The 23504-nt window shown below is 70.9% G+C and carries 22 protein-coding genes and 1 tRNA gene; 11 read left to right on the plus strand and 12 right to left on the minus strand.

All coding sequences use genetic code 11. From position 1 onward, the window contains the following. Positions 1 to 165: 165 nt before the first annotated feature. Complete coding sequence (locus OCS65_RS22280; protein WP_065923522.1) at positions 166 to 1698, plus strand: MFS transporter; 1533 nt, start codon at positions 166 to 168, stop codon at positions 1696 to 1698. Here OCS65_RS22280 and OCS65_RS22285 read toward each other — a convergent pair. Both OCS65_RS22285 and OCS65_RS22290 read right to left on the minus strand, forming a co-directional pair. Further along, entirely contained in the window at positions 1679 to 2425 is a 747-nt protein-coding gene (locus tag OCS65_RS22285) for a 2OG-Fe dioxygenase family protein (RefSeq protein WP_043797715.1), read from the minus strand. The genes OCS65_RS22280 and OCS65_RS22285 overlap by 20 nt on opposite strands. A 181-nt stretch (positions 2426 to 2606) precedes the next feature. Beyond that, positions 2607 to 3953, minus strand: a complete 1347-nt coding sequence (locus tag OCS65_RS22290) for a nicotinate phosphoribosyltransferase (RefSeq protein WP_043797717.1) — start codon at positions 3951 to 3953, stop codon at positions 2607 to 2609. Between the two features lie 151 nt (positions 3954 to 4104). Between OCS65_RS22290 and OCS65_RS22295 the strand changes: the two genes are divergently transcribed. Next, positions 4105 to 5787 (plus strand): sensor histidine kinase, encoded by a 1683-nt coding sequence (locus OCS65_RS22295; RefSeq protein WP_051445996.1) that lies wholly within the window; start codon positions 4105 to 4107, stop codon positions 5785 to 5787. 13 nt (positions 5788 to 5800) lie between these two features. Here the strand turns inward: OCS65_RS22295 and OCS65_RS22300 are convergent, their stop codons facing one another. Then, on the minus strand, positions 5801 to 6439 hold the full coding sequence (locus OCS65_RS22300; RefSeq protein ID WP_029541947.1) for a response regulator: 639 nt from the start codon (positions 6437 to 6439) through the stop codon (positions 5801 to 5803). 193 nt (positions 6440 to 6632) lie between these two features. Here OCS65_RS22300 and OCS65_RS22305 point away from each other — a divergent pair, with 193 nt between their 5' ends. The 3 genes from OCS65_RS22305 (at position 6633) to OCS65_RS22315 (ending at position 8849) form a co-directional block, all read left to right on the plus strand. Next, positions 6633 to 7553 (plus strand): nitroreductase family protein, encoded by a 921-nt coding sequence (locus OCS65_RS22305; protein ID WP_029541945.1) that lies wholly within the window; start codon positions 6633 to 6635, stop codon positions 7551 to 7553. Positions 7554 to 7623: 70 nt separating this feature from the next. Next, positions 7624 to 8577, plus strand: coding sequence for an acyl-ACP desaturase (locus OCS65_RS22310; protein WP_006933268.1), 954 nt, complete (start codon positions 7624 to 7626; stop codon positions 8575 to 8577). Beyond that, the gene (locus OCS65_RS22315; RefSeq protein WP_263507653.1) at positions 8574 to 8849 is read left to right on the plus strand and encodes a hypothetical protein; all 276 of its coding nucleotides are present in this window, start codon (positions 8574 to 8576) and stop codon (positions 8847 to 8849) included. Before OCS65_RS22310 ends, OCS65_RS22315 begins: the two co-directional genes overlap by 4 nt. Positions 8850 to 9029: 180 nt before the next feature. Here OCS65_RS22315 and OCS65_RS22320 read toward each other — a convergent pair whose 3' ends face one another. The 3 genes from OCS65_RS22320 to OCS65_RS22330 form a co-directional block, all read right to left on the minus strand. After that, positions 9030 to 9932 (minus strand): universal stress protein, encoded by a 903-nt coding sequence (locus OCS65_RS22320; RefSeq protein WP_006933272.1) that lies wholly within the window; start codon positions 9930 to 9932, stop codon positions 9030 to 9032. Positions 9933 to 9987: 55 nt separating this feature from the next. Then, entirely contained in the window at positions 9988 to 11028 is a 1041-nt protein-coding gene (locus OCS65_RS22325; RefSeq protein ID WP_029541944.1) for an LLM class F420-dependent oxidoreductase, read from the minus strand. A 92-nt stretch (positions 11029 to 11120) separates the two neighbouring features. Beyond that, positions 11121 to 12071, minus strand: coding sequence for a universal stress protein (locus OCS65_RS22330; protein ID WP_029541943.1), 951 nt, complete (start codon positions 12069 to 12071; stop codon positions 11121 to 11123). 147 nt (positions 12072 to 12218) lie between these two features. Between OCS65_RS22330 and OCS65_RS22335 the strand changes: the two genes are divergently transcribed. The 4 genes from OCS65_RS22335 (at position 12219) to OCS65_RS22350 (ending at position 16811) form a co-directional block, all read left to right on the plus strand. After that, positions 12219 to 12665, plus strand: a complete 447-nt coding sequence (locus OCS65_RS22335; RefSeq protein ID WP_006933276.1) for a CBS domain-containing protein — start codon at positions 12219 to 12221, stop codon at positions 12663 to 12665. Between the two features lie 65 nt (positions 12666 to 12730). Then, positions 12731 to 13171: an RrF2 family transcriptional regulator gene (locus OCS65_RS22340; protein ID WP_006933279.1), complete on the plus strand. Its 441-nt coding sequence runs from the start codon at positions 12731 to 12733 to the stop codon at positions 13169 to 13171. 55 nt (positions 13172 to 13226) lie between these two features. Continuing rightward, positions 13227 to 14450 (plus strand): globin domain-containing protein, encoded by a 1224-nt coding sequence (locus OCS65_RS22345; protein WP_161997030.1) that lies wholly within the window; start codon positions 13227 to 13229, stop codon positions 14448 to 14450. Positions 14451 to 14525: 75 nt separating this feature from the next. Continuing rightward, on the plus strand, positions 14526 to 16811 hold the full coding sequence (locus OCS65_RS22350) for a M28 family peptidase (protein ID WP_263507661.1): 2286 nt from the start codon (positions 14526 to 14528) through the stop codon (positions 16809 to 16811). On the opposite strand, the gene OCS65_RS22355 is transcribed toward OCS65_RS22350, so the two are convergent. From OCS65_RS22355 to OCS65_RS22370, 4 genes are all read right to left on the minus strand, one after another. Next, positions 16812 to 18332 carry a glutamate-cysteine ligase family protein gene (locus tag OCS65_RS22355; protein WP_065922920.1) on the minus strand — a complete coding sequence of 507 codons (1521 nt, stop codon included), beginning with the start codon at positions 18330 to 18332 and terminating at the stop codon, positions 16812 to 16814. Positions 18333 to 18408: 76 nt separating this feature from the next. Then, positions 18409 to 19233: a M23 family metallopeptidase gene (locus OCS65_RS22360; RefSeq protein ID WP_029541940.1), complete on the minus strand. Its 825-nt coding sequence runs from the start codon at positions 19231 to 19233 to the stop codon at positions 18409 to 18411. A gap of 326 nt (positions 19234 to 19559) precedes the next feature. Next, a complete protein-coding gene (locus tag OCS65_RS22365) occupies positions 19560 to 20333 on the minus strand; it encodes a neutral zinc metallopeptidase (protein WP_065922921.1) in 774 nt (257 codons plus the stop codon). 225 nt (positions 20334 to 20558) lie between these two features. Next, the gene (locus tag OCS65_RS22370) at positions 20559 to 21722 is read right to left on the minus strand and encodes an IS30 family transposase (protein WP_029546562.1); all 1164 of its coding nucleotides are present in this window, start codon (positions 21720 to 21722) and stop codon (positions 20559 to 20561) included. A gap of 25 nt (positions 21723 to 21747) precedes the next feature. Between OCS65_RS22370 and OCS65_RS22375 the strand changes: the two genes are divergently transcribed. Both OCS65_RS22375 and OCS65_RS22380 read left to right on the plus strand, forming a co-directional pair. Further along, on the plus strand, positions 21748 to 22050 hold the full coding sequence (locus OCS65_RS22375) for a hypothetical protein (RefSeq protein ID WP_263507664.1): 303 nt from the start codon (positions 21748 to 21750) through the stop codon (positions 22048 to 22050). Continuing rightward, positions 22041 to 22113, plus strand: a tRNA-Arg gene (locus OCS65_RS22380). Before OCS65_RS22375 ends, OCS65_RS22380 begins: the two co-directional genes overlap by 10 nt. Positions 22114 to 22213: 100 nt before the next feature. Here the strand turns inward: OCS65_RS22380 and OCS65_RS22385 are convergent. Together OCS65_RS22385 and OCS65_RS22390 are read right to left on the minus strand one after the other, a co-directional pair. Further along, on the minus strand, positions 22214 to 22720 hold the full coding sequence (locus OCS65_RS22385) for a PNPOx family protein (RefSeq protein ID WP_037200600.1): 507 nt from the start codon (positions 22718 to 22720) through the stop codon (positions 22214 to 22216). A 16-nt stretch (positions 22721 to 22736) separates the two neighbouring features. Further along, positions 22737 to 23492: a hypothetical protein gene (locus tag OCS65_RS22390; protein ID WP_006930274.1), complete on the minus strand. Its 756-nt coding sequence runs from the start codon at positions 23490 to 23492 to the stop codon at positions 22737 to 22739. Positions 23493 to 23504: the final 12 nt, after the last annotated feature.

The following is a 23504-nucleotide window of genomic DNA, read 5'->3' on the forward strand; positions in this document are numbered from 1 at the left end:
GCGGCCGGGGCGGTCTGTCGCATCCTCCACGAGCCGACCCGCCGTTGTGGCCGGTGTCAGGCCGCCAGTTCGCCCCTCCAACCTCCGACGGGACGCGGAAGCCGGGGCTAGAGTCGATCAAGTCGGACGTGGGAGCAGGGGAGGTGGGCGGTGCCTACGTCTCGGTTGCGGACCAACGCGAGGACCCTGCCGATCATCCTGGCCCTGTCCCTCGCCTTCACGATCACGGTCGTCGACCCGCTGGTGCTGAGCCTGAATCTGCCGCAGGTGAGCCGGGCCCTCGACGTGCCACCGCAGGTCGTCGGATTGCTGGGCGGTATGGCGACGCTGGTGATGGCCGCAGCCGTCCTCGCCGCGGGCAACCTTGGCGACGCGTTCGGGCTTCGACGCTTGCTGAGGTCGGGACTGGTCGTCGTCACGGTCGCCAATCTGCTCTCCATGCTCTCGCCCAACTACGCTTTTCTGCTTGCGATGCGCGTCTTGGACGGATTGGGAATGACGGCGCTGCTCGGAGTGCCGCTGGCCCTGCTCAAGACGTCCGTGACGGACAAGCAGCGGCCGACGGCCATCGGCGTTTTCGTGGCCATCGAGATGGTTCTCTGCGGGGTACTCCCGGCGTTGACGGGCTGGGCGGTGGCGGCCGTCGGCTGGCGAGTTGTGTTCCTGGTCGCACCGCTGCTTGCCATGATCTCGCTTCTGCTGACGGCGAGGTACGTCCCGGAGACGCCCGTTCAGCATCGCGCTCGGCTGGACGTGGCCGGCGTCATCCTGGTCGGTATGGCCCTCCTGGCACTCGTCATCGGACTGGCAGCCGCGCAGAACGGCGTCTTCCGGCCCGAGACATGGCTGCCGCTGGCCGTGAGCGTGGTCGCCGCCGTGCTTTTCGTTCGCCACGAACACCGCACTCCCCAACCGGCACTGGACCTGGCTCTGTTCGGAAACCGGCCCTTCAGCGTGGCTCTGGCGGCGGCCTTTACGCTGAATTTTCTCATGGCAGGGCTCGGCATCGTCCTGGGGCAGTTCGGCAGTGTGGTGCTCGCGCTGTCACCGGAGACCATCGGCCTGTTGTTCCTCCCCGGCACACTGCTGATCGCCGGTTTCGTGGTCTTGTCCGGGAGCCTGGTGGGGAAGTTCTCGCCGAGACCGGTGATGGTCGTCGGCCTCCTGCTCATGGCAGCCGGCGGACTGCTGATGGCGGGCACGGTCAACCCGGCAATGGCGCTGTGGTTGCTCGTGGCGGCCGTATGGCTGTACAACCTGGGCTCGATGGTGACCTCCACATCGGTATCCGAGACGGTGCTCTCCCAGGCGCCGAGCGGGCAGTCCGGAACGGTGGCTTCCGTGCAGTTGGCCTTCGGGATGACCGGCTATGCGTTCGGGCCCACCGTGTACCTGCTGCTTCTCAACGTCTTCTTCCAGCGAGAATGGCTGGCCGACACCGAGGCACGCGGGCTGACGGCGACCCAGGGCGAGCAGGCCGTGGATGCCGCGCGTAGCGCGGTGGCGCAGAGCCCCGGGGGCGCCGGGTACGACCCGAACCTGCTTCGGCAGGTGGGCGGTCTCGATCTCGGAGCGGACTTGGCCGACGCGGTGCGACTCACCATGCTGACTGTCAGCGCCCTGCCGATCGCGGTGGCGGTGGCGGCCTTTGTGCTCATGTCCCGCCGCAAGAGGCCGATCAGGACGGTACGCAGGTGACCACCAGCACGTCCCTACGTGCCGGCTTGCCGCGGTCGACCGCTCGGATCGGCGAAACACCGTGCCGGGTGCAACGGTCGTCGCCCAGAAGGAAGGTGCCGGGTTCGCGCAGGGTCGTCGTCAGAAGGCGATCGCCCTCCGGGCCGAACACCGAACTTTCGCCGCCGACGGCATTGTCGACGCCGATCAACAGGGAACTGACCAGCGTGACACCGTCGCGGTGCACGCCCTCGGGCGTGGGCCGGCCCTCGTCATCCGCCGTTGCGACCACGCGGAACGGATGCACCCAGACCGTCCATTCGGGAGCTTCGTCGAGGACCGGCGCGATCCGGCCCACCAGCTTCACCGTGCGCTCGAACAGCGGATCTTCGAGGAACGCGGCTGTCAGCGGTTCGAAATGGCGGTCTCGTGCGAGGTAGAGGGCGTTGGAGTCGTCAGGCTGTACGAATTCACGGTGCGCCGTCGGCGCCAGCGCGCCGTCGGCCGCCCGGTACCGGAACCGGCCGTAGCGCCGCAGCCGGTGAACGCCCTGTTCTGCCGCGTACGGGTCGGGCGCAAGCTCCTCCCAATGCGCGGAGAACCGAACCCACGCATCGGCGTCGGCACCGATGGATCGCCACAGGTCTGCCGCCGACATCAAGAACGTGCCCACGGAGGCGAGTGCTCGCCGGGCGGCTTCGACCGGATCCGTGCCGGCCTCCGTACCTCCCGCGGCTTCTTCCCTCATCTGCTCAGAGGTAGCAAGGACGGTCCCGACGCGCAACCATCGCCGGTGCAGACGGATGAACGCAGCTGCCCACCGAAAAGGCGCCGAACGAAATCCATTGGGTCGAAGAGCGCGAACGCCACCGTCGGCACGGCGAGTTGCCCCGAAGCGGCCTCCGCCCGCCCGACGCGGCAGGCCCCGGTCAGGGAGTCTGCCGCGCCCGGCGTAACCGGTCGAGATCGTCCTGCACCCGTGCGCTCACGGCCACCGGATACGGCGCTCCCGCCTCGTCGAGGGAACGAAGCGCCGGCGGAAGAGCGTCGATCTGCTGCCGTGCACGCCGTCGCGCCGCGTCGAGTCCGGCGTCGTACTGCGACAGCCGCCGCCCGCCCCGCATCACGGGCACCAGCAGCGGCTCACCCGGGAGGTTCTCGTCGGGCCGGCCGATGATGTCGCCTGCGAAGACGCCGTCGTCGACCCGGCGGTACACCTGCTTGCGCCCGGGAGGGAGGACCTTGCCGCTCGACAGCTTCGTCCGCCCGACGCCGGCGTACTCGACGAGCTTGTATGCCATGTCGAGCGTGGGCGCGTCCTGGGCGACGGAGAGCTGGGTGCCCACCCCGAAGCCGTCGATGGGACAGCCGTCGGCCAGCAGTGCCGCCACGCTGTACTCGTCGAGGCCCGACGAGGCGAAGATCCGGACGTCGTGCAGACCCGCCGCGTCGAGCCGGGCGCGCGCCGCCTTCGACAGCGCCCCGAGATCCCCGGAATCCAGCCGGACCGCCCGCACGTCGAACCGGTCGCCCAGTCGCTCCGCCAGTTCGACGACCAGGTCGACGCCGCGGAGTGTGTCGTAGGTGTCGACGAGCAACGTCGTGCCGGGGTTGAGCCGGGCGAACGCCTCGAAGGCGTCGAACTCGTCGTCGAACGCCTGGACGAAGCTGTGGGCCATCGTGCCGAACGCGGGTATTCCGTATTCCTTGGCCGCGCGCAGGTTGGAGGTTCCCGCCGCACCCGCGAGGTAGCTGGTCCGGGCGACCTCGAGGGCGGCGTCGGTGCCGTGGGCCCGGCGCGCCCCGAAATCCACCACCAGCCGCCCGCGGGCGGCCTCGACCACCCGCGCGGCCTTGCTCGCGAGGACACACTGCAGGTGGATCCGGTTCAGAACGAAGGTCTCGACGAGCTGCGCCTCCAGGATCGGCGCGACGACCTGGACGATCGGCTCGTTCGGAAAGACGACGGTGCCCTCCGGCACGGCCCACACGTCGCCGGTGAAACGCACCCCGGCGAGCCGCTCGAGGAACTCGTCGGAGAACAGGCCGAGGCCGCGCAGGTACTGCAGGTCGTCCTCCTCGAACCGGAACGCCTCGAGGAAATCGAGCACGTCGGGCAGGCCGGCGGCCAGCACATAGGACCGCCCCGGCGGAAGCTTGCGGAAGAACGTCTCGAACACGGCCGTGTCCGACATTCCCAGAGCCAGATAGGCCTGCGCCATCGTGACCTCGTACAGGTCGGTGAACAGCGCGGCACCGCGCGGCGGAACTCCCATGGCAGCCGTCACCCGTCTCCGTCGAACCCGGCCCGTCCGGGCCCGTTCTCCATATGCGGATTCTCACACGCCGGCGACGGGCTGCGGCCGTGTTGCCCCCTTTTGCCGCGGTGCACGGACCGGCACGCAGGGCCGCGCGAGGAGTGCACCTATGCTGACGGGTGTGAGCGCTCCCGGTGACAACGGCACGATCGACGACACCGCCGACATCGACGGACTGCTCGCCGAGATCCGTGAACGGCTCACCGACACCGTTACCACCCCGGCGAGCATGCAGAGCCTGCTCGAGGCGGTGCTCGTCGTCGGGTCGGGCCTCGAACTCGACTCCATGCTGCAGCGCATCGTCTCCGCGGCCGTCGCGCTGCTCGGCGCCCGCTACGGTGCGCTCGGCGTGCGGGCGCCCGACGGCAGGCTGTCGGAGTTCGTGTACGTCGGCATCGACCCGGCCGAGCGCAGCCGCATGGGGCACCTGCCCGAGGGCCGGGGCCTGCTCGGCCTGCTCATCAACGACCCGCGGCCGGTGCGGATCGCGGACCTGTCGGAGCATCCCGCCTCGATCGGCTTCCCACCCGGCCACCCACCGATGAAGAGCTTCCTCGGCACGCCGATCATGGTGCGCGGCAGGGTTTTCGGGAGCATCTATCTCACCGAGAAGATCGACGGTCCCGCCTTCACCGAAGAGGACGAGGTGATCCTGAAGGTCCTCGCCACCTCCGCGGGCGTCGCGATCGACAACGCCCGCCTGTTCGAGGGGTCCCTCACCCGCGAACGCTGGCTCGAGGCGGTGGCCGCGATCAACTCACGGTTGCTGGTGGGCGGTTCCGTCGACGAGACCCTGGCGCTCCTGGTCGACCGGGTCCGGGCCCTCGCCCACACCGTGGGCACCTACGTCCTGCTGGTCGACGGCACCGAGGGGACCGTCCGGGCCGCCGCCGCGCCCGGCCCGCCGGCGACGGGCTCGCGTCTCGACCTCACCGATTCTCCTGTGCTGCAGGCGATCCGCACCAGGCGCACACTGATCACCGACAACCTCGAGGGGCTTCCGGCAGCCGGCGCGGGCCGCGCCGCGATCCTGCCGCTGTCCGCCACGTCGGGGGTCACCGGCGTACTGATCGCCACCCGGTCGGCCCGTTCCGATGCGTGGGACGACGCGGAGGTGACGCGCCTTAAGTCCATGGCCGACCTGGTCACGGTGGCACTCGAATTCGCGGCGCAACAACGCAAGAAGCGGCTGCTCGACGTGCTCGCCGACCGGGACCGGATCGCACAGGATCTGCACGACAACGTGATCCAGCGCCTCTTCGCCACCGGGATGAGCCTGCAGAGCACCCTGGTGCCCGGCACCGATCCGGACCGGGTCGCGGACATCGTCCAACACGCCGTCGAGCAGCTCGACCGTACGGTCCGCGAGATCCGCACCACCATCTTCGATCTGCATACCACCGGCGCCGCGGCGTCGACCAGCCTGCGGCGGCGGCTGCTGGATGTGGTCGGCGACCTGACCACTCAGTCCCCCGTGGCGCCGAACGTCCAATTCGCCGGCGCCATCGACACTCTCGTACCCGCACGCATCCATCCACACGCCGAGGCGGTGCTGCGGGAGGGACTGAGCAACGCGCTGCGCCACTCGCAGTCGGAGAAGATCTCCGTATCCGTCACCGCGGGCGACGAGTTCACGATCGAGATCGTCGACGACGGCATCGGGCTGCCGGACACCCCGCGCCGCAGCGGCCTCGCGAACCTCGAGCGGCGCGCCCAGCAGTGCGGCGGCCGCTGCAGCACCGGACCCGGCGACAGGGGCGGGACGCGCGTGCTGTGGCAGGTCCCCCTGTGACCCGGGGTCCCCGTCAGACCTCGCGCTGCTTGCGCAGCTCGGTGGCGAGCACCGCGGCCTGCGTGCGGCGCTGCATCCCGAGCTTGGCCAGCAGCCGCGAGACGTAGTTCTTGATCGTCTTCTCCGCCAGGAACAGCCGCTCGGCGATCTCGCGGTTGGTCAGGCCCTCCCCGATCAGCTCGAACACGGCCCGCTCCTGCTCCGACAGCTCGGCGAGCGGGTCCGCCGTGCGGGACGCGCGGATGCGTTCCATGAGCGCGGCCGTCGCCCGGCTGTCGAGCAGCGAGCCGCCGGCCGCGACGGTCCGGATCGCCGAGACCAGGTCGGTGCCGAGGATCTGCTTGAGGACGAATCCGGACGCGCCCGCCATGATCGCGTCGAACAGGGCCTCGTCGTCGGCGTAGGAGGTGAGCATGAGCGCGCGCAGCTCCGGCATGCGGGCCCGCAGCTCGCGGCACAGTTCGACGCCGTTGCCGTCGGGCAGGCGCACGTCGAGCACCGCGACTTCGGCTCCGCTGCCCGGGATGCGGGCCAGCGCCTCACCGACCGACGCGGCCTCCCCGACAACCGTGAAGTCGGGCACGCTGTCGAGCAGGTCGACCAACCCGCGCCGCACGATCTCATGGTCGTCGACGAGAAATACCCGAGGCATCGTCCCTCACCTTTCCTGACACCGGCATTGCGGTGACCATCGTCTCAGCTCGCTCGCGCGCCGCCGACCCCGGGCCGTTCGACGGCAGTTTCGGGACCTTCGGCACATGCGCCCGGTGCAGCCCGCGGGCGATGCTCGGACAGTCATCCTCGATGAGCCGTGCGAGGTGACCGACCAGGACGAGGAGGCTGCGATGTCCACGGTGCCCGACACCTGGTCCACGAGCGACACCGAGGTGATCGCGCGTGCCGTGATCGAGGCCCCCTCGATCCACGACACTCAGCCGTGGAACCTGCGCCTCCCGGCCCGCACGGCCGAACTCGAGGAGCGGGTCGAGTTCGCCGCCCCCGGCCAGGACCCCCTGCGCCCGGATCGGCTGATCTCGTGCGGAGCCGCCGTCGCCAACCTCGAACTCGGCATCCGGGTGCTCGGCTGGAGCACCCGGACCCTGCTGCTGCCCGAGCCGGAGCGGCCCGAGCTGATCGCACGGATCGAGGCAGCGGCGCCGGCCACTCCTTCGAGCACCGACCTGGGGTTCTTCGCCGCCATCTCGCACCGGCGCAGCCACCGCGAGTCGTTCGCCCGGATCCCGGTGCCGGCGACCACCATCGCCGACGTGATGGCCGCCGCCGACCTCCCCGGGGTCGAGGTTCGCCTGCTGGCGTCGGACGAGGCCCCGGCGCTCGCCGACATGCTCACCTACTCGGCCGACGCGATGCGCCGCAATCCGTACTACCAGCGCGAGATGTTCCGGTGGACGTCGCACTGGCACCCCGAGGGCAACGCCGAGGTGGTGACCGACTGGGGCGCCGATCTCGACGCCGGCGGACCCGCCGGGCGCGCGCTGATCACCACCGGTGTGCCGGACACCGCCGAACTCGCGGCGGCCATCGACCGGGAGACCGTGCTGGTGTTCTCGGTGCACTCCGGCGATCCGATCGACCTGGTCCGGGTGGGCATCGCGTCCGAGCGGGCGTGGCTGGCGGCGGTCGACGCCCGGTTGTCGGCGTCCGTACTCACCTATCCACTGCGCGTGGAGGATTCGGCTGACCGGCTCGCCGAGCGGATGGACATCGACGGCCTGCCGCAACTGATCATGCGCATCGGGTTCTGACCCGACCGAACCGACCGCCGGGCGCCGCAGGGGGGCGCCCGGGGTCCCACCAGAGAGGGAATACATCACTGTGACCAGGGAACTCACGGATCTCGAACTGCTCCGAGAGCTCGAGCCGATCGCCGAGGACAACGTCCACCGCCACCTGGCGATGGCGAAGGACTGGCATCCGCACGACTACGTTCCGTGGGACGCGGGCCGCAACTTCGCCGCCCTCGGCGGCATCGACTGGGACCCCGACCAGTCCGCGTTGTCCGAAACCGCGCAGGCAGCGATGATCACCAATCTGCTCACCGAGGACAACCTGCCCTCCTACCACCGCGAGATCGCCGAACACTTCAGCCTCGACGGCGCCTGGGGCACGTGGGTGGGCCGCTGGACGGCCGAGGAGAACAAGCACTCCGTCGTCATGCGGGACTACCTGGTGGTCACCCGCGGTGTGGACCCCGTCGCGCTCGAGAACGCACGCATGGCGCACATGACCACCGGATTCGACCCGGGCTCGACGTCGATGCTCGAGTCCGTGTCGTACGTGACCTTCCAGGAACTGGCGACCCGGGTCTCGCACCGCAACACCGGTAAGGCCTGCGGGGATCCGATCGCGGACCGCATGCTCGCCCGCGTCGCCGCGGACGAGAACCTGCACATGATGTTCTATCGCAACATCGTCGAGGGCGCCCTCGACATCGCCCCCGACCAGGCGCTCGCCGCGATCATGAGCGTGCTGACCCGCTTTCGGATGCCGGGCGCGTCGATGGCGAACTTCCGGCGCAACGCCGTGCTGATCGCCAAGGGCGGCATCTACGACCTGCGGCAGCATCTCGACGACGTGGTGCTGCCGGTGCTCCGCAAGTGGCGCGTGTTCGACCGCACCGACTTCGGCAGCCGCGGCGAACAGCTGCGCGAGGACCTCGACGCCTTCCTCACCGACCTGCAGACGAAGGCCGAGCGGTTCGAGGAGGCCCGGGACCGGGCGCTGGCCCGTCAGGCCCGGCGCGACGAACACGCAGGGGCGAGCGCATGACCAGCGTGCGCGAGCCCGGATCCCGGGAGGACCGCGACACCGGGTCGGCAGAGCTGTTCGGCTCGGTGCTCGACATGGCCCGCGCCGCGAAACGCGGCGACGTGTCCGGATGGCTCACCGTCAAGAGCGGCACGCACCGCCCGGAGGACGTCGCCTTCCTCAGTTCGCAGATGCTCGGCGTGCTGATCGAGAACGACGCCGTCCGTCGCGGGGTGCATCCCGCCGACGTGTGGAGCGAGCTGCGCCGGCGCGGCCTCGGCGACTTCGGCTGACCACGCGGCGACCCGGAACCACCCGGCGACGATGCCCGGCACCCGCTCAGGGTGCCGGGCATCGAGCGTCCGGGTACGTTCCCGGCGGTCGCGCGCTGCGGCGCTTCCCGCGCGCGTAGGGACGCGCGCGGGAAGCACCCTGCCGCGCCACCACATGCGGCGCAGGCCGCGACGGGACGGCTACTTCTCGCCGTCCGGCCGGACGATCAGCACGGGGCAGTCGGCCGTCTGCATCAGCGCGTTGCTGGTCGATCCGAGCAGCAGGCCCTTGAAGCCGCCGCGGCCGCGGGAGCCCACGACGATCAGCTGGGCGCGTTCGGCGTACTCGCTCAGCACCCGCACCGGCCGGTCCCGCGCGACGACGCGCTCGACGACGACGTCCGGGTAACGCTCCTGGAACCCGGCGAGGTTCTCGGCGAGCACGACCTCCTCCCCCGTCTGGATCCTGCTCCACTGCGGATCCTCGGGCACCGCGCCCAGGGACGGCTGCACGCTCACGTCGCTCCACACGTTCACCGCGACGAGCGTCGCCTTGCGGGCGGCCGCCTCGGCGAACGCCACCTCGACCGCGCGCACGGAGGCCTCGGAACCGTCGACGCCGACCACGACCGGGCCGTCGGAGGGCGGTGCCCCGTCGAGGGTGCGGCCGCGCACGATCGCGACCGGGCAGTGGGCGTGCGAGGCGAGACCGAGGGTGACGGAGCCGACGAGCAGCCCCTTCACCTCCCCGAGCCCGCGCGAGCCGAGCACGATGGTGTCGGCCCGGTTCGAGAGGTCGACGAGGGTGGGGACGACCTTGCCCTCGATCTGCTCCGTGGTGATCTCGACCGGGCCCTGCTCGTCGGCGATGCGCTTGGCGAGCACCTTGGCACTGTCGAGCCGCGCCCGCGCCGTCTCCTTCATCTCCTCGTGGAAGCTCTCCGCGAGGTAGGGCTCGGAGTAGTAGAACGCGGGGATGTGCACGACGGTGACGATGTGCAGCGGCAGCGCGCGGGCCGCGGCAGCGCGGGCCGCCCAGATCACCGCGGTCGCCGCCGCGTCGGATCCGTCGACCGCGACGACGATCGGTTGGGTTTCGGTCATGAATTCCCCTCTGTCGGCGGGCCGGTGGGCCCGGGTTCTCACATCGGCGCGGGTGTCAGTTGCAGATCTCCCGCAGCTGTTCGATCAGTCGGACCCGGCCGGCGGTGTTCTCCGCGATCGGGTTGACGTTGAGGGTGGTGACGCCGGCTTCGGCGAACGCGGCGACGCGTTCCCGGACGTAACTCTCGGGCCCGATGAGCGAGACCGCCCGCACCAGGTCGTCGGGCACCGCGGCGGCGGCCTCCTCCTTCCGGCCTGCGAGGTACAGGTCCTGGATGGTCTCCGCCTCCTTCGCGTACCCGTAGCGGACGGCGAGGTCGTTGTAGAAGTTCTTGCCCTTCGCCCCCATGCCGCCGATGTACAGCGCGAGGTGCGGGCGTACGAAGTCGAGCAGGAAGTCGACGTCGTCGCCGATCGCGAGCGCCGCGCCGACGTAGACCTGCAGGTCCCCGAGCGCGGGATCGCGCTTGGCCTTGCCGCGCGCGAGGGACTCGCCCCACACGTCGGCGGCCTTCTCGGGATAGAAGAAGATCGGTTCCCAGCCCTCGGCGATCTCGGCGGTCATCTCGACGTTCTTGGGGCCGATCGCGGCGATCAGGACGGGGATGCGTTCGCGCACCGGGTGATTGATCAGCTTGAGCGGCTTGCCGAGTCCGGTGCCCTTCTCCGGCGGCAGCGGGATCTGGTAGTACTTGCCCTGGTACTCGACCTTCTCCCGGCGCCACACCTGGCGGCAGATGTCGACGAGTTCACGGGTCCGGCCGAGCGGCGCGTCGTATTTGACGCCGTGGAATCCCTCGATGACCTGCGGGCCGGACGCACCGATACCCAGGACGAAGCGGCCGTCGGAGACGTAGTCGAGACCTGCGGCGGTCATCGCCGTCAGGCTCGGCGTGCGGGTGTAGATCTGGAAGATGCCCGAGGCCAGCTCGAGTCGTTCGGTCTTGGCCGCGAGGTAGCCGAGCTGACTGACCGCGTCGAACGAGTACGCCTCCGGTACGAAGACGATGTCGAGGCCGGCCCGTTCGAGATCGGCCACCTCCGCCGCCGTCTCGGCGAATCCGCCGCTGTAGTTCAATCCCATCCCGATGCGCATCCGCATACCCCGTGATTCGTTGGTGCGTGGTCCTGCCGGGCACGCTCGTACCCGTGTGCCAGGTACCCTACCGCCGGGGTGTGGCGCGACCTTCAGGACTCGTCGGGGCGCACCACCATGACGGGGCACTGCGCGTCGCGGATCAGCGAGTTGCTGGTGGAGCCGAGCAGCATGCCGGTGAAGCCGCCGCGGCCGCGGCTGCCGAGCACCAGCAGCTGCGCCTTCTCCGACCAGGCCAGCAGGTGGGCGCGCGGCCCGTCGACGTACACCTCGCGACGCACGTTCACGTCGGGGTAGCGGTCGTGGAACCCGGCGAGGCGCTCGGCGAGCAGGGCCTGCTCGGATTCCGCGAACGCGTTCGGATCGATCGAAACCTCCACGGCCTCGTCGAAGGTGCCCCGCCGCATGTCGCTCCACACGTGCACCGCGACGAGGTCGACGCCGCGCAGGCCGGCCTCCTCGAACGCCGCGCGGACGGCCTTCTCGCTGAGGGGGCTGCCGTCGACCCCGACGACGACGGGCCGGGTGTCGGGCAGGGTCTCCGGAGCCTTGCCGCGGACGACGACGACCGGGCAGCGACCGTGGCTGGCGACGGACACCGGGGTGGAGCCGAGCAGTGCCTCGCCCACCCGGCCGGTGCCGGAGGAGCCGAGCACGAGCATCCGCGCGCGGGCGGACAGGTCGATGAGCCAGCGCGCGCTGCCGGTGGCGGCGAGCCGGGTGGTGATCTCGAGTGCCGGCGCGACGGTGCGGGCGACCTCCTCGGCGCGCTGCAGCAGCGTCTTGCCCTCGTCCTCGACCCATTCGAAGACCTGTGCGGTCTGGATGAACGGCGCCCCGCTGTAGCCGCTGGGGGCGAAGTCGAGAGCGTGCACGATGTGCAGCGGCAGCCCGCGGTCGGCGGCCGTCGCGGCGGCCCACCGGACGGCGTCGTCGGAGGCCGGGGATCCGTCGATCCCGACCACCACGGTGTTCGAGCGCACCGCCTCGTCGTGCGTGGGCTCGTGGTGCGCCTTGCTGCCTGGGAACTTCACGTCGGTCACCGCTCTCGTCGCAGGGATCGTCCTCGGGGTCGAGGTTAATCCGCTCCCCTGGGGGCAGGAATGGTCTTTGGTCCCTCTCCGGGAAGTCCGGAGCCACTGGCCCGGTAGCGGGGATGCGGCCACAATCGTAGGCAGAGGAGGCGCATCATGTCCGGTGGACCGATCCGCATGGCGGGGCCCGCGGCCCACAAGGTCCGCGCGGCGGACGTGATGAGCACGCCGGTGCTGGCCGTGACGGTCGACGCCACCCTGGAGCGGGCCGGGGAGGTGCTGGCCCGCAACGGCTTCACCACCCTCCCGGTGGTCGACGAGCACGGCCGGCTCTGCGGCCTGATCACCGAGGAGGCGCTGGCGGGGGCGCATCTGGCGCGCCTGTCGATGTACGCAGACCTGCCGCTCGTCACCGCGATCCGCCGGCCGCTGACGGTGCGGGCGGTGGCGTTGCCGCCGGTGGCCCTCGACGCGGACGCCGAGCTGTTCGACATCGCGCGGGCGATGCTGCAGATGCGGCTGCGGTCCGTGCCGGTGGTGCGCGACGGCAGGCCGATCGGAATCGTCAGCTGGCGCAATATCCTTCCCGTGCTCGAACGCTGACGCACCGAAGCGATCTACGTCACATTAAATTGTCATTTCAGATACCAATTATCTAGTCTCAGGTCATGCAACTCACCCAGTTCACCGATCTCGGACTGAGAGTTGTCATGTACCTGGCGGCCGCCGCGCCCGACAGCTCCCCCAGCACCAAGCGCGTCGCCGAGCAGCTGCAGCTGTCGTACGCACACACCACCAAGGTGGTCGCACGATTGAGCGAACTCGGCGTCGTCACGACCCGCCGCGGCCGCGGCGGCGGACTGACCATCACCGAGCTCGGCCGGGGCGCGTCCGTCGGATGGCTCACCCGGCAACTCGAAGGCGACGGCGAGGTCGTCGCCTGCGAGGGCGACAAACCGTGCCCGCTGCGGGAAGGATGCAGCCTCCGCGGCGCACTGCGCCGAGCCCAGGAGTCCTTCTACGCGGCGCTCGACTCCGTCACCGTCGCCGATCTCACCCGGGCCCCCACCCGCACCGTCCTGCTCGATCTCACCCGCCCCGCCGTCTGACCGCACGGTTCCACAGCCCGGAACCGGCCCAGCCCTACCCGAAACGGAGTTCACGATGCCGCTCTCAGCCGAGTCCAAGGAAGTTGTCCGCGCCACCCTCCCCGCCGTGGGTGCCGCCATCGGCGACATCACCCCGCTGTTCTACAAGAAGATGTTCGCCGCGCACCCCGAACTCGAGCGCGACCTGTTCAACCGCGGCAACCAGAAGCAGGGCGAACAGCAGAAGGCCCTGGCCGGCTCCATCGCCGCCTTCGCGACCCTGCAGCTCGATCCCGACCCGGCCCGGGTCGAGGCGATCCTGTCCCGCATCGCGCACAAGCACGCCTCCCTCGGCATCAAGCCCGACGAGTACTGGATCGTCCACAAGCACCTGTTCGAGGCGATCGTGGAGGTCCTCGGCGAGGCCGTCACCCCCGAGGTCGCCGCGGCCTGGGACGAGCTGTACTGGCTGATGGCCAACACGCTCATCAAGCTCGAGGACGACCTGTACAAGGCCGCGGGCGTCGCGCCGGGCGACGTGTGGCGCACCGTCCGGGTCGCCGAGCGCCGGCACCAGTCCGCCGACACCGTCTCGTTCGTCCTGACCTCGCTCGACGGCGCCCCGCTGCCCGCTTTCCGTCCGGGACAGTACCTTTCGGTGGGCGTGAAGCTGCCCGACGGGGCCCGCCAGATCCGCCAGTACAGCCTGACCAACGCGCCGGCCCAGGGCGACTGGCGCATCACCGTCAAGCGGATCGTGGCGACCACCACCCCCGACGGCACCGCCGCGCCGGCCGGTGAAGTGTCGAACTTCCTGTACGACAACGTCTTCGAGGGTGACGAGCTGCAGGTCACCACCCCGTTCGGCGACCTGGTGCTGCCCGACGACGGCGCCCCGCTGCTGCTGGCCTCCGCCGGCATCGGCTGCACCCCGATGATCGGCATGCTCGCGCACCTCGCGGAAACCGGTGACGAGCGCAAGGTTTCGGTGCTGCACGCCGACCGCTCCGTCGCCAACCACGCGCACCGGCACGAGCTGGCCACCCTCGTCGAGCGCATCCCGTCCGCCGAGGTGCACCGGTGGTACGAGGACCTCGGCGCCCGCGAGCCGCTCGAGACCGTGCGCGTGGGCCGGGCCGACGTGTCGGACCTGCCGCTCGACCCGAACACCAAGGCGTACCTGTGCGGTCCGCTGCCGTTCATGCTCTCGCTGCGCGAGGCCCTCATCGAGCGCAACGTGCCCGCCGAGAACATCCACTACGAGGTGTTCGGTCCCGACAGCTGGGCCCCGAACGCCTGAGTCGCCTCCGACCGTGCCCCGGCCCCCGCGGCCGGGGCACGGTCGTCTCCACGATCCGGCGCTAGGCTCGCTCGCATGGACGATGCTCCGGCCCCCGCCGGCGCGGGCCGCACCCGCCGGGCCGGCCGGATCGGACTGCTCGTGCTGCTCCTCGTCGGGCTCGCGGCCACGCTGCGGACCCCGGCGGCACCCGCACCGGCCGACGCTCCCCCCACCGCGTTCAGCGCCGTCCGCGCGACGACCCACGTCGAGGCGGTGGCCGCGCGGCCGCGCACCCCGGGTTCGGCCGGCCATGCCGAGGCCCGGGAGTACCTGGTCCGCATCCTCGACGACCTCGGCTGGTCCGTCCGCGTCGACGACGGCGTCGGCTGGTCGGCCACCGCCGTGCAGGGCACCCAGCGGGGCGGCCGGGTCGCGAACGTCGTCGCCACCCTGCCCGGCACCGACCCCACCGGCACCGTCGTGCTCGCCGCGCACTACGACACCGTCGCCGGCTCCCCCGGCGCGGGCGACGACGGGATCGGGATCGCCACGGTGCTCGAGGCGGCCCGCGCCCTGACCGCCGGCCCCCGTCCCCGGAACGACGTCACGGTGCTCGTGACCGACGGCGAGGAACGCGGCCTGCTCGGCGCCGAGGAGTACACGCGGCGGCAACCGGCCGACGCGAGGTCGACGGTGGTGCTCAACCACGAGGCCCGCGGCAACGGCGGGATCCCCGTCACCTTCCGGATCTCCTCCCCCAACGCGGGTCTCGTGGGTGTGCTGTCCGGCGTGCCCGGCACGACCGCGGACTCGTTCACCCAGACGGCGTTCGAGTTGCTGCCCAACGACACCGACTTCCGCCGCCTCACCGAGGCCGGCATGCACGCCGCGGACACCGCGATCGCCGGCGGCGGCGCCTACTATCACAGTCCCCTCGACACCCCGGACCGGCTCGACACCGCGTCGCTGCAGCGCATGGGAGAGACCACCCTTGCTGCGGCACAGCGGTTCTCGTCCGCCGACCTGGCAGTGCTCGGCTCGGGGGGCGACGACGTCGTCGTCACGCTGCCCTGGGGGCCGGTGCACTACCCGCGCCCGCTCGAGATCGCCCTGACCGCGCTGCTCGCCGCCGTCACCGGCGCCCTCGCGGCCCGGCGGATCCGGGACGGTGCCGCCTCGGCGGGCCGTCTCGCGGCGTCGGGCGGGATCTCGATCGCCGTGGCGGCCGCGGCGGCGGGTGCGGCGTTCGTGCCGTGGTGGCTCGCGCTGCGGATCGCTCCCGGTCAGGCCTCGGCGGTCCTGCGCGAGCCGTACCTGCCGGTGCCCTATCAGGTCGCCGCGGCGGCCGCGGCCGTCGCCGTCCTGCTCGCGGCGTATCCGCCGGTGCGCCGCCGTGTCGGCCCTGCCGCGTTCGCGACGGGCGCGCTGCTCGCCGTGACGGTCACCGCCCTGGCCGCGCTGCCCTTCCTCGGCGTCGCGACCGTCCTGGTGCTGCCGGCGCTGCCCGCGGCGATCGCCGCGCTCGTCGTGGACCTGCTGCCCACCGATCGGCGCGGGTGGCGGACGCCGGTGACGCTGGCCGGGACAGTTCCGGCGGTCGTGGTGCTCGTGCCCGCCGCGGTGGCGTCGTTCGACGCCGGTCTGCTCACCGGAGCGCCGCTCGCGGGGGTGTTCGTCGCGGTGCTGTTCGCGCTGGCGCTGCCGCTCGTCGACGCCGCCGGCGCGCCGTCGCAGCTGCGGCTCGCCGCGATCGCCGCCGCGGGGGTCGTGCTCGTGGCCGCGCCGGTCGGCGGCTGGGTCAACCGCGACGGCGCCACCCCGCCGCGGCAGGAACAACTGCTCTACGCGCTGAACGCGGACACCGGTGCCGCCGTGTGGGCGTCGCCGCGCGCCCCCGCCTCGGCCTGGAGCCGCGCCCTGCTGACCGAGGAGCCGGCCACGCTGCCGGACGCGTTCCCGTGGCGCAGCGAGACCAGGTTCGCCCACGGGCCCGCGCCGGTCGCGCCGCTGCCCGCGCCCGGGCTCGCCGTCGTCGCGGACGTCACCGACGGCGACGAACGGACGCTGACCCTGCGGCTGACGTCGCCGCGCGGGGCGCCGACGATCGGGCTGTGGGTGGACGGGACGTCCGCGGCGGTGCGGGAGGCGGTGGTGGCCGAGCGGAGCGCCGCGCCGGCCGCGCCGTTCGGGTTCCTGTTCTCCGGGACCCCGGCCGAGGGCATCGAGGTGCGGCTGACCGTCGCCCCGCGCGACGGCGCGGTGGTACTGCACGTCGCCGACGTCACCGACGACCTCACCGTCGTCCCGGGATACACCGCTCCGGAGAACCGGGCCGTGGTCACCCCCGCGGTCACGGTGACCCGCACCGTCCGGTTGTGATCATGCCGTGCCGAGCGGCCACTCGTGAACGGGCTTGCCGCCCAGCATGTTCCGGATGTAGTCACGCATCATTCCGTGCAGGGCGGTGCGCCGGTCGGCGCCGGCGTCCTCCCGTTCGACGACCTGCGCCCGCTGCCACGCCGCCCCGGTCTGCCGGTTCAGGCACCGGCCTTCGATGATGCCCAGGTACCGGTCCCGCGCCTGCTGCGACAGTCCGAAGGCGGTCAGGCCCGCGTCCGCCATCGGCAGCAGCCGGCGCAGCACGAGTTCGTCGGCGCCCACCCAGCCCAGGCCGGGCCAGTACAGCCGCGCGTCGAGGCCGTACTTGGCCCCGATCCCGAGGTTCTCGCGGGCCGCGTCGAAGCTCATGAACCGGCACAGCGGCACGTCGGCGTCGACGAGGGCGCGCAGCGCCCCGTAGTAGAACGCGGCGTTGGCCATGATGTCGAGCACCGTCGGGCCCGCCGGCAGCACCCGGTTCTCGAGCCGCAGGTGCGGGTGCTCGTCGGCGACGTCGTAGACGGGCCGGTTCCAGCGGTAGATGGTGCCGTTGTGCATCTGCAGCTCGCGCAGCCGCGGAGTCCGGCCGGCATCGAACTCGGCGATCGGATCGACGTCGGACACCTCGGGCAGCAGCGCCGGGAAGTACCGCGAGTTCTCCTCGAACAGGTCGGTCACCGAGTCGATCCAGCGCTCGCCGAACCACACCCGCGGCCGCACCCCCTGATTCTTCAGCTCCTGGGTGCGGGTGTCGGTGGCCTGCGCGAACAGCGGGATCCGGCTCTCGTGCCACAGCGCCTTGCCGGCGAGGAACGGGGAGTTCGCGGCGAGCGCCACCTGCACTCCGGCCAGGCATTGAGCGGCGTTCCAGTGGTCGGCGAAGTCCTCCGGGGCCACCCGCAGGTGCAGTTGCAGCGACGTGCAGGCCGCCTCCGGCACGACCGAGTTGGCGTCGGCCCGCAGCTGTTCGGCGTCGTCGCGGCCGGGGAGGGGCACGCCGTCGAGATCGAGCTCGATGTCCTCCCCGCGTGCGGCGAAGATCTGCTCGTTGAGGGCCTCGTAGCGCGGGTTGGCGGTGATGCGCTCCCGGTCGAGGTGGGCGAGCTCGAGCGTGGGCAGCATGCCGATCATGACGAGCTGGGCGTCCTGCCGGTGCATCCGCGTGTCGGCGCGGCGCAGCGACTCGCGCAGGGTGTTCTCGATGTCGAGGGTGGCGTCACCGGCGAACGGCCCGGGGTCGACGTTCATCTCGACGTTGAACTGGCCCAGCTCGGTCTGGAACACGGCGTGATCGTCGATCGCCTGCAGGACCTCGAGGTTGCACATGGCCGGTTCCATGTCGTCCTGGACGAGGTTGAACTCGATCTCCATGCCGAGCAGCGGCTCCGGCCGTTCGCGCGCGTCGGTGAAGGCGCCGTCGCGCAGCATCCGGTCCAGGGCGGCGAGGCAGGCCTGCACCTTGGTGCGGAACTCGCGCCGGTCGGCGCGGGTGAAGGAGCGAGCCTTGATCTGCGTGCCCATGGAGCCGTGTCCCTCTCCCCCGCTAGGTGATGATTCGTCAGCCTAGCGGCCGAGCGACCGCAGTTGGGGGCGAGCGTCAGACGGCGCGGTAGCTGCCCCAGTCGGCGACGACGCCGCGGGTGCTGAGCCAGGCGTTGGGGTCGGTCTTGCCGCCGGCCTGGTCCCACACCTCGAAGTGCAGGTGCGGGCCGGTGGACCAGCCGCGGTTGCCGACGGTGGCGATCTGCTGACCGGCGGTCACCCGCTGACCGGCACTGACCTGGTAGGTGTCGACGTGGCCGTAGACGGCGGTGGTGCCGTCGTCGTTGAGGACGCGCACCCACTGGCCGTAGCCGGAGGCGGCGCCCGCGTCGAGGACGGTGCCGTCGGCGGCGGACTTGATCGGCGTGCCGATCGGGGCGGCGATGTCGATGCCGCCGTGGTGGCTGCCCCAGCGGGGGCCGAAGTCCGAGGTGAGCGTGCCCGAGACGGGCTGCACGGTGGCAGGCTTGGCGGGGTTGAGGTTGTTCAGCCAGCCCTGGCCCGCGGCGAACTGGTCGACCAGGGTGTCGAGCTCCGGCGGCAGGGCGGGAGCGGCGGCGTGCTCGTGGCCGTGCTCGTCGGCCGGGGCGGGCGCACCGGGCAGCTGCGGGAGCTCGAAGCCCTCGGGCAGCAGGCCCTGCGGCACCTCGAACGGCAGGGTGCCGGTCTGGGCGGGGGCGGGCGCGGCACTGGCCGTGCCGGCGGCGAGCTGGGCACCCACGGCGAAGAAGGCGCCGGTGGCGGCGGCCACGGTGGCGGCCTTCACGGGTGCCGACGGACCGGTGGGCTCGACGCGGTGCCGGCCGCGGCCGGAGGACGCACCGGACAGATCCATCTCGAAGGTGGTCGCCTCGTCGCCTGCCCGCTGGTGCCGTCCCACAGTTGCTACCTCATCCGTCGTCCGTTGCGCGCCGGGTGTGCCCCGGCCGTTTCTGGCGACTCAAAGTAACAAAACGATATAGGGCAGCGCCAGCGTTACGTTTCGGACACTTCTGCGGTGGGTACCGACGGCGACCCGGCGGCAGCCCGGCCGGATGCAGCCCTGCCCCACCTGCGTGAACTGCGGAAACACCCTCCTGGTGCGCGCGGGCGGGGTTGGGACGTCCGCCGGGGCCGGCGGCTCCCGGCGCCGCCTCGCGCGCATACAGAACCGCGAGGAGACGACGGCAGTTATGTGATTGTGATCACAGCGGAGCGCCCGGCGCGTCAGCCGATGTACGCGATGGGCGCCTCGGGGATGTAGTCGACGCACGAGAGCAACGGGGTGGGCGACGGGCTGAGGTAGCCGGTGTCGAATGCCTGGATGCGCTGCTCGGCGGTGCCGTGGGTGCGCTCCGGCCCCTTGTCCTCCCCCACCGCGGCGAACGCCCGGCCCAGCGACGCCAGGTCGGTCTGCTCGACCGTGACGCCGAGGTCGCGTTCGGAGTACGCGACGAAGGCGCCCGATCCACAATCGGCCTGGTTCTCGTAGGGGATGGCACTGTTGGGTTCGGCCGGGTCGGGCTCCGGCAGTGCCAGCATCGTCTGGAAGTGATGCGTCACCTCGTGGCTCAGCACCGCGGCAATGGCGATCTCCCCGTAGCCGTTCACGAGGTCCATCGCCGCCTTCTCGCCGATGTAGAGGCTGCGGTCGGCCGCGCAGTACATCAGCGAGTTCTCGTCGTAGGCGCAGCCGGGCGCCGCCTCCCCCGACTTCCCCGCCGCCACCGAGTAGTAGGCGGTGGGATGCGGCATGTCCTGGTACGTGGCATCGATCCACGACTCGATCGACGGAAGGAAGCACTGCACATACGGTCCCATCGCGTCCGTCGCGTACTGCCCGGTGCTCCCGGCGGCGAACGGACACTCCGCTGTGGGCGAAAGCTGTTGCAGGGCAGACTCGTCCTCCGCGGCGGCCGGAGCGACGGCACCCAGGGCGGGCACCACGGCGGCGACGGCCACGGCGGCGAAGCGGATCGTGCGCGAGATCGAGCGAGGCATGAGTACTCCCGGGGACGAGGATTCGGCGTGCGGATCCACCCTCCGGCACGCCACGGCCGCACTCCAGGGCTCTTCGGGCTGCACACCGCACCCCGAGGGGGACGGTTCCCACCCCCGGGGTCACTGGCCGCACCTCCGACCGAAGGTCACCGGCCGCAGGTCACCTGCCGCAGGTCACCTGCCGCACCTCCGGCCGAATGTCACATGCGTTCGGTTGGGGCGGTTTCAGGCGGCCGATGCGACAAGCTCGGTGAACGCTTCGGTTGGCGTGCGCCAGCGTAGCGTCTGCCGGGGGCGGCCGTTGAACTCGTCCTGGACCTGCTGCAGGTCCTCGGGCGTGTACACCGACAGGTCGGTGCCCTTGGGGAAGTACTGCCGGAGCAGACCGTTGGTGTTCTCGTTGGTGCCGCGCTGCCACGGCGAGTGCGGATCGCAGAAGTAGACAGCGACGTCGGTGGCCATGGTGATCTGGGCATGAGCACGCATCTCGTGGCCCTGATCCCAGGTCACCGACCGCTGCATCACCTCCGGCAACGACCGCATCGCGGCGATCATCGCATCGCGGACGCCGGACACGTCGCGGACCTTCGGCAGGTGCAGCAACACCACGTACCGGGTGGTGCGCTCGACCAGGGTGCCGATCGCCGAGCGGTTGCGCGCCCCCATGATCAGATCTCCCTCCCAGTGCCCGGGCACCGCCCGGTCCTCGACCTCGGCGGGCCGCTGGGAGATGAGGATCTTGTCGGGAATATGGCGGGCACTGCTCGGCACTCGCCCCTGCGGCACCCGACGGGTGTGCCGGCGCCGCAGATACTCCGAAAGCTCTTTTCGCAGTTCGCCTTTCAGTTGCACATACACGGCCTGGTAGATGGTTTCGTGGGACACCCGCATCTCCGCTCGGTCGGGGAAGTCGACCACCAGCCTGGCCGAGATCTGCTGCGGGGACCAGCGCAGCTTCAGCTTGGCGACGACATACGCGCGCAACTCGGGTGCGGCCATCAGCTTGGCGACTTTCGGTCGCAGTGCTCGGGTCCAGGCCCGCGCGTGGGCCGACACGGCGCGGTAGCTACCGTCGCGGTTGCTGTTGCGTTCGATCTCCCGGTAGATCACCGACCGGTGCCGGCCCAGGTGCGCGGCGATCGTCTGGACCGACTCGTTGCGGGCGAGTCCGAGGGCGACAAGCTCCCGCTCGCCCAGGGACAACGACCGTCCGCCGTGCTCCCAGTGCGGGGCACGGCGGACGGTGCCGTTGGCCTCGTCCTCCCACCGGTAGCCGGTTTGTCGGCTGACACCGACCGCGGCTGCGGCCTTGGCGATCGACACCTTCGTCATGCGCATGGCGAAGAACCTAGCCTTCTTCGCCTCTCGTGCTGCTCGACCCACTGACATCTCCCCTGGTCAGGGAGCGTGTCGCATGGACCACCTGAGTCAGCCTGGATTGACGGCGTGTGACATTCGGGTGCACGACCGGGCGGGAACGGCGATCGCCCTCACGGGCGCCGCGATCTACGGGTCGAGCTTCCGTACCCCGGCCCTGCTGTCCGCCTCACACGCCTCCGACCAGGCCTGGACCGTCACGTGGATCGCCGTCGGCGCGGCGGCGGCGCTCGCCGTGCCGCTGGTTCCGCGACCGTTTCACACCGGCGCCGCGATCCCGGCTACACTCACACCGCGCATCGAATCGGCACCGCCGGTCCACCGCGCGCCGCCCTCGTAGCTCAGGGGATAGAGCACGGCTCTCCTAAAGCCGGTGTCGCAGGTTCGAATCCTGCCGGGGGCACAAGAGACCGCTGGTCGAGCTCACCCGCAGCCGCTCTCTACGGACCGCCGCTCGCGGGGAGCGGGCGAACCAGCGCGATGCCCCTGCTCCAGCCGCTCGATCAGTCCGCCTGCACGCCAGGGGCGATGTCCAGCCGTAGATACGACTCGACGCCGAACAGTCGGTGCATCCTCCTCGATGCCGACGACAGATGCGGTTCCGCCTCCGCCGCCGGCACGATCACGGGAGCGACGGCGTCGTAGCGCACGCCCTCGCGCTCGAGGACGCAGCCCCCGCCCGCCAGAACGTTGCGGCACCAGTCGACGTCGGTGCCGTAGGGCAGATGGATGAAAAACGACTGTCCGGATCGTTCCGCCCACACCGGGGTCACGTATGGCCATCCGGATGTGCGACCCACGTGATGCACCGCTGTGACCGTCTTCCCTCCCCTCTTCAAGATCACCGGGTTGAGGACGACCTTGTTGTACCGGCGCAGGGCAGTCAATGCCGGCTTCCAGCGCGAGCGCCACACGACGACACGGATCACCGTGAAGACCGTGTCGACGACGAGCACGACGCCGCCGAACACCCACTCCGCCAGTCGCCGGAGCGTTGCCTTTTCGGTCACGGGTCCGCCCTCTCGCTCAGGAGGAATCTCGACCCGGATCGCTGCGTGGCGGCGAGCGGTCCACGGCACCCGGCCCGTCCTCGGAGTTCGCCCACCGGAGGAACCTCGCCGCGAGGTCGGCACGGATCTCTGCGAGAAAATCGCCGTCCCGGGCGTGATCCAACTGCTCGACAGTGTCCAGTTCAGCCCGTACCGTCGCGGCCTCGTCGCCCCGAAGGCTCGCGATCCACCGTTCCACCGGGCCGGGCGGTGCGGGAACCGGACGGGGTACCACCACGTACTTCTCGAATACGTTCCGGAACCGCTCCCAGCATTGCTGTTCCTGCTGCAGAAGGAACCACGGCCATTCGACGATCCGGCCCTGGAGGCACACCTTCTTCGAGGGACCGTACTCGAGCGGATTCCACTGCGGCGGACGCGTGAACACGACCTGCAGGTCCACACAGTCCTGATCGCTGCCGGGCGTGCTCATCAGCGAAATGGTGTGCAGGTTCCTACCGTCTCCGGGACACCGGTATCGGATCGTCGGCACTCCTTGGCACGGCGCATAGTAGCCTGCCGGCGATATCGCCGCGCCGTTCACGATCCAGCCGACGGACAGGTCGTCCTGGCCGTGCTCGAAGGACATCAGCACGGTTTCGGAAAAATCGACCCGACGCCCCACCCAGACACCGCGACGACAGAGCGACGGCGTCTTCGTGTAGTCCTCGATCACGAAATGCCGCCCGGCTTCCGAACGTTCCCGGGACTTCTCGACGAGCGGGTAGGTCATCGTTCCCCCTCT

The sequence above is a fragment of the Rhodococcus aetherivorans genome (assembly GCF_025722975.1).
GTDB lineage: Bacteria > Actinomycetota > Actinomycetes > Mycobacteriales > Mycobacteriaceae > Rhodococcus > Rhodococcus aetherivorans.

Bases quoted from the DNA above. Each gene is read 5' to 3' on its own strand.
- OCS65_RS22355 (WP_065922920.1), bottom strand. From the start codon at position 18,332: ATGGGCACGCAGATCAAGGCTCGCTCCTTCACCCGCGCCGACCGGCGC.
- OCS65_RS22365 (WP_065922921.1), bottom strand. From the start codon at position 20,333: ATGCCTCGCTCGATCTCGCGCACGATCCGCTTCGCCGCCGTGGCCGTC.
- OCS65_RS22345 (WP_161997030.1), top strand. From the start codon at position 13,227: ATGCCGCTCTCAGCCGAGTCCAAGGAAGTTGTCCGCGCCACCCTCCCC.
- OCS65_RS22315 (WP_263507653.1), top strand. From the start codon at position 8,574: ATGACCAGCGTGCGCGAGCCCGGATCCCGGGAGGACCGCGACACCGGG.
- OCS65_RS22290 (WP_043797717.1), bottom strand. From the start codon at position 3,953: ATGGGAGTTCCGCCGCGCGGTGCCGCGCTGTTCACCGACCTGTACGAG.
- OCS65_RS22300 (WP_029541947.1), bottom strand. From the start codon at position 6,439: ATGCCTCGGGTATTTCTCGTCGACGACCATGAGATCGTGCGGCGCGGG.
- OCS65_RS22390 (WP_006930274.1), bottom strand. From the start codon at position 23,492: ATGACCTACCCGCTCGTCGAGAAGTCCCGGGAACGTTCGGAAGCCGGG.
- OCS65_RS22350 (WP_263507661.1), top strand. From the start codon at position 14,526: ATGGACGATGCTCCGGCCCCCGCCGGCGCGGGCCGCACCCGCCGGGCC.
- OCS65_RS22375 (WP_263507664.1), top strand. From the start codon at position 21,748: ATGGACCACCTGAGTCAGCCTGGATTGACGGCGTGTGACATTCGGGTG.
- OCS65_RS22370 (WP_029546562.1), bottom strand. From the start codon at position 21,722: ATGTCAGTGGGTCGAGCAGCACGAGAGGCGAAGAAGGCTAGGTTCTTC.
- OCS65_RS22285 (WP_043797715.1), bottom strand. From the start codon at position 2,425: ATGAGGGAAGAAGCCGCGGGAGGTACGGAGGCCGGCACGGATCCGGTC.
- OCS65_RS22340 (WP_006933279.1), top strand. From the start codon at position 12,731: ATGCAACTCACCCAGTTCACCGATCTCGGACTGAGAGTTGTCATGTAC.
- OCS65_RS22320 (WP_006933272.1), bottom strand. From the start codon at position 9,932: ATGACCGAAACCCAACCGATCGTCGTCGCGGTCGACGGATCCGACGCG.
- OCS65_RS22295 (WP_051445996.1), top strand. From the start codon at position 4,105: ATGCTGACGGGTGTGAGCGCTCCCGGTGACAACGGCACGATCGACGAC.
- OCS65_RS22335 (WP_006933276.1), top strand. From the start codon at position 12,219: ATGTCCGGTGGACCGATCCGCATGGCGGGGCCCGCGGCCCACAAGGTC.
- OCS65_RS22325 (WP_029541944.1), bottom strand. From the start codon at position 11,028: ATGCGCATCGGGATGGGATTGAACTACAGCGGCGGATTCGCCGAGACG.
- OCS65_RS22305 (WP_029541945.1), top strand. From the start codon at position 6,633: ATGTCCACGGTGCCCGACACCTGGTCCACGAGCGACACCGAGGTGATC.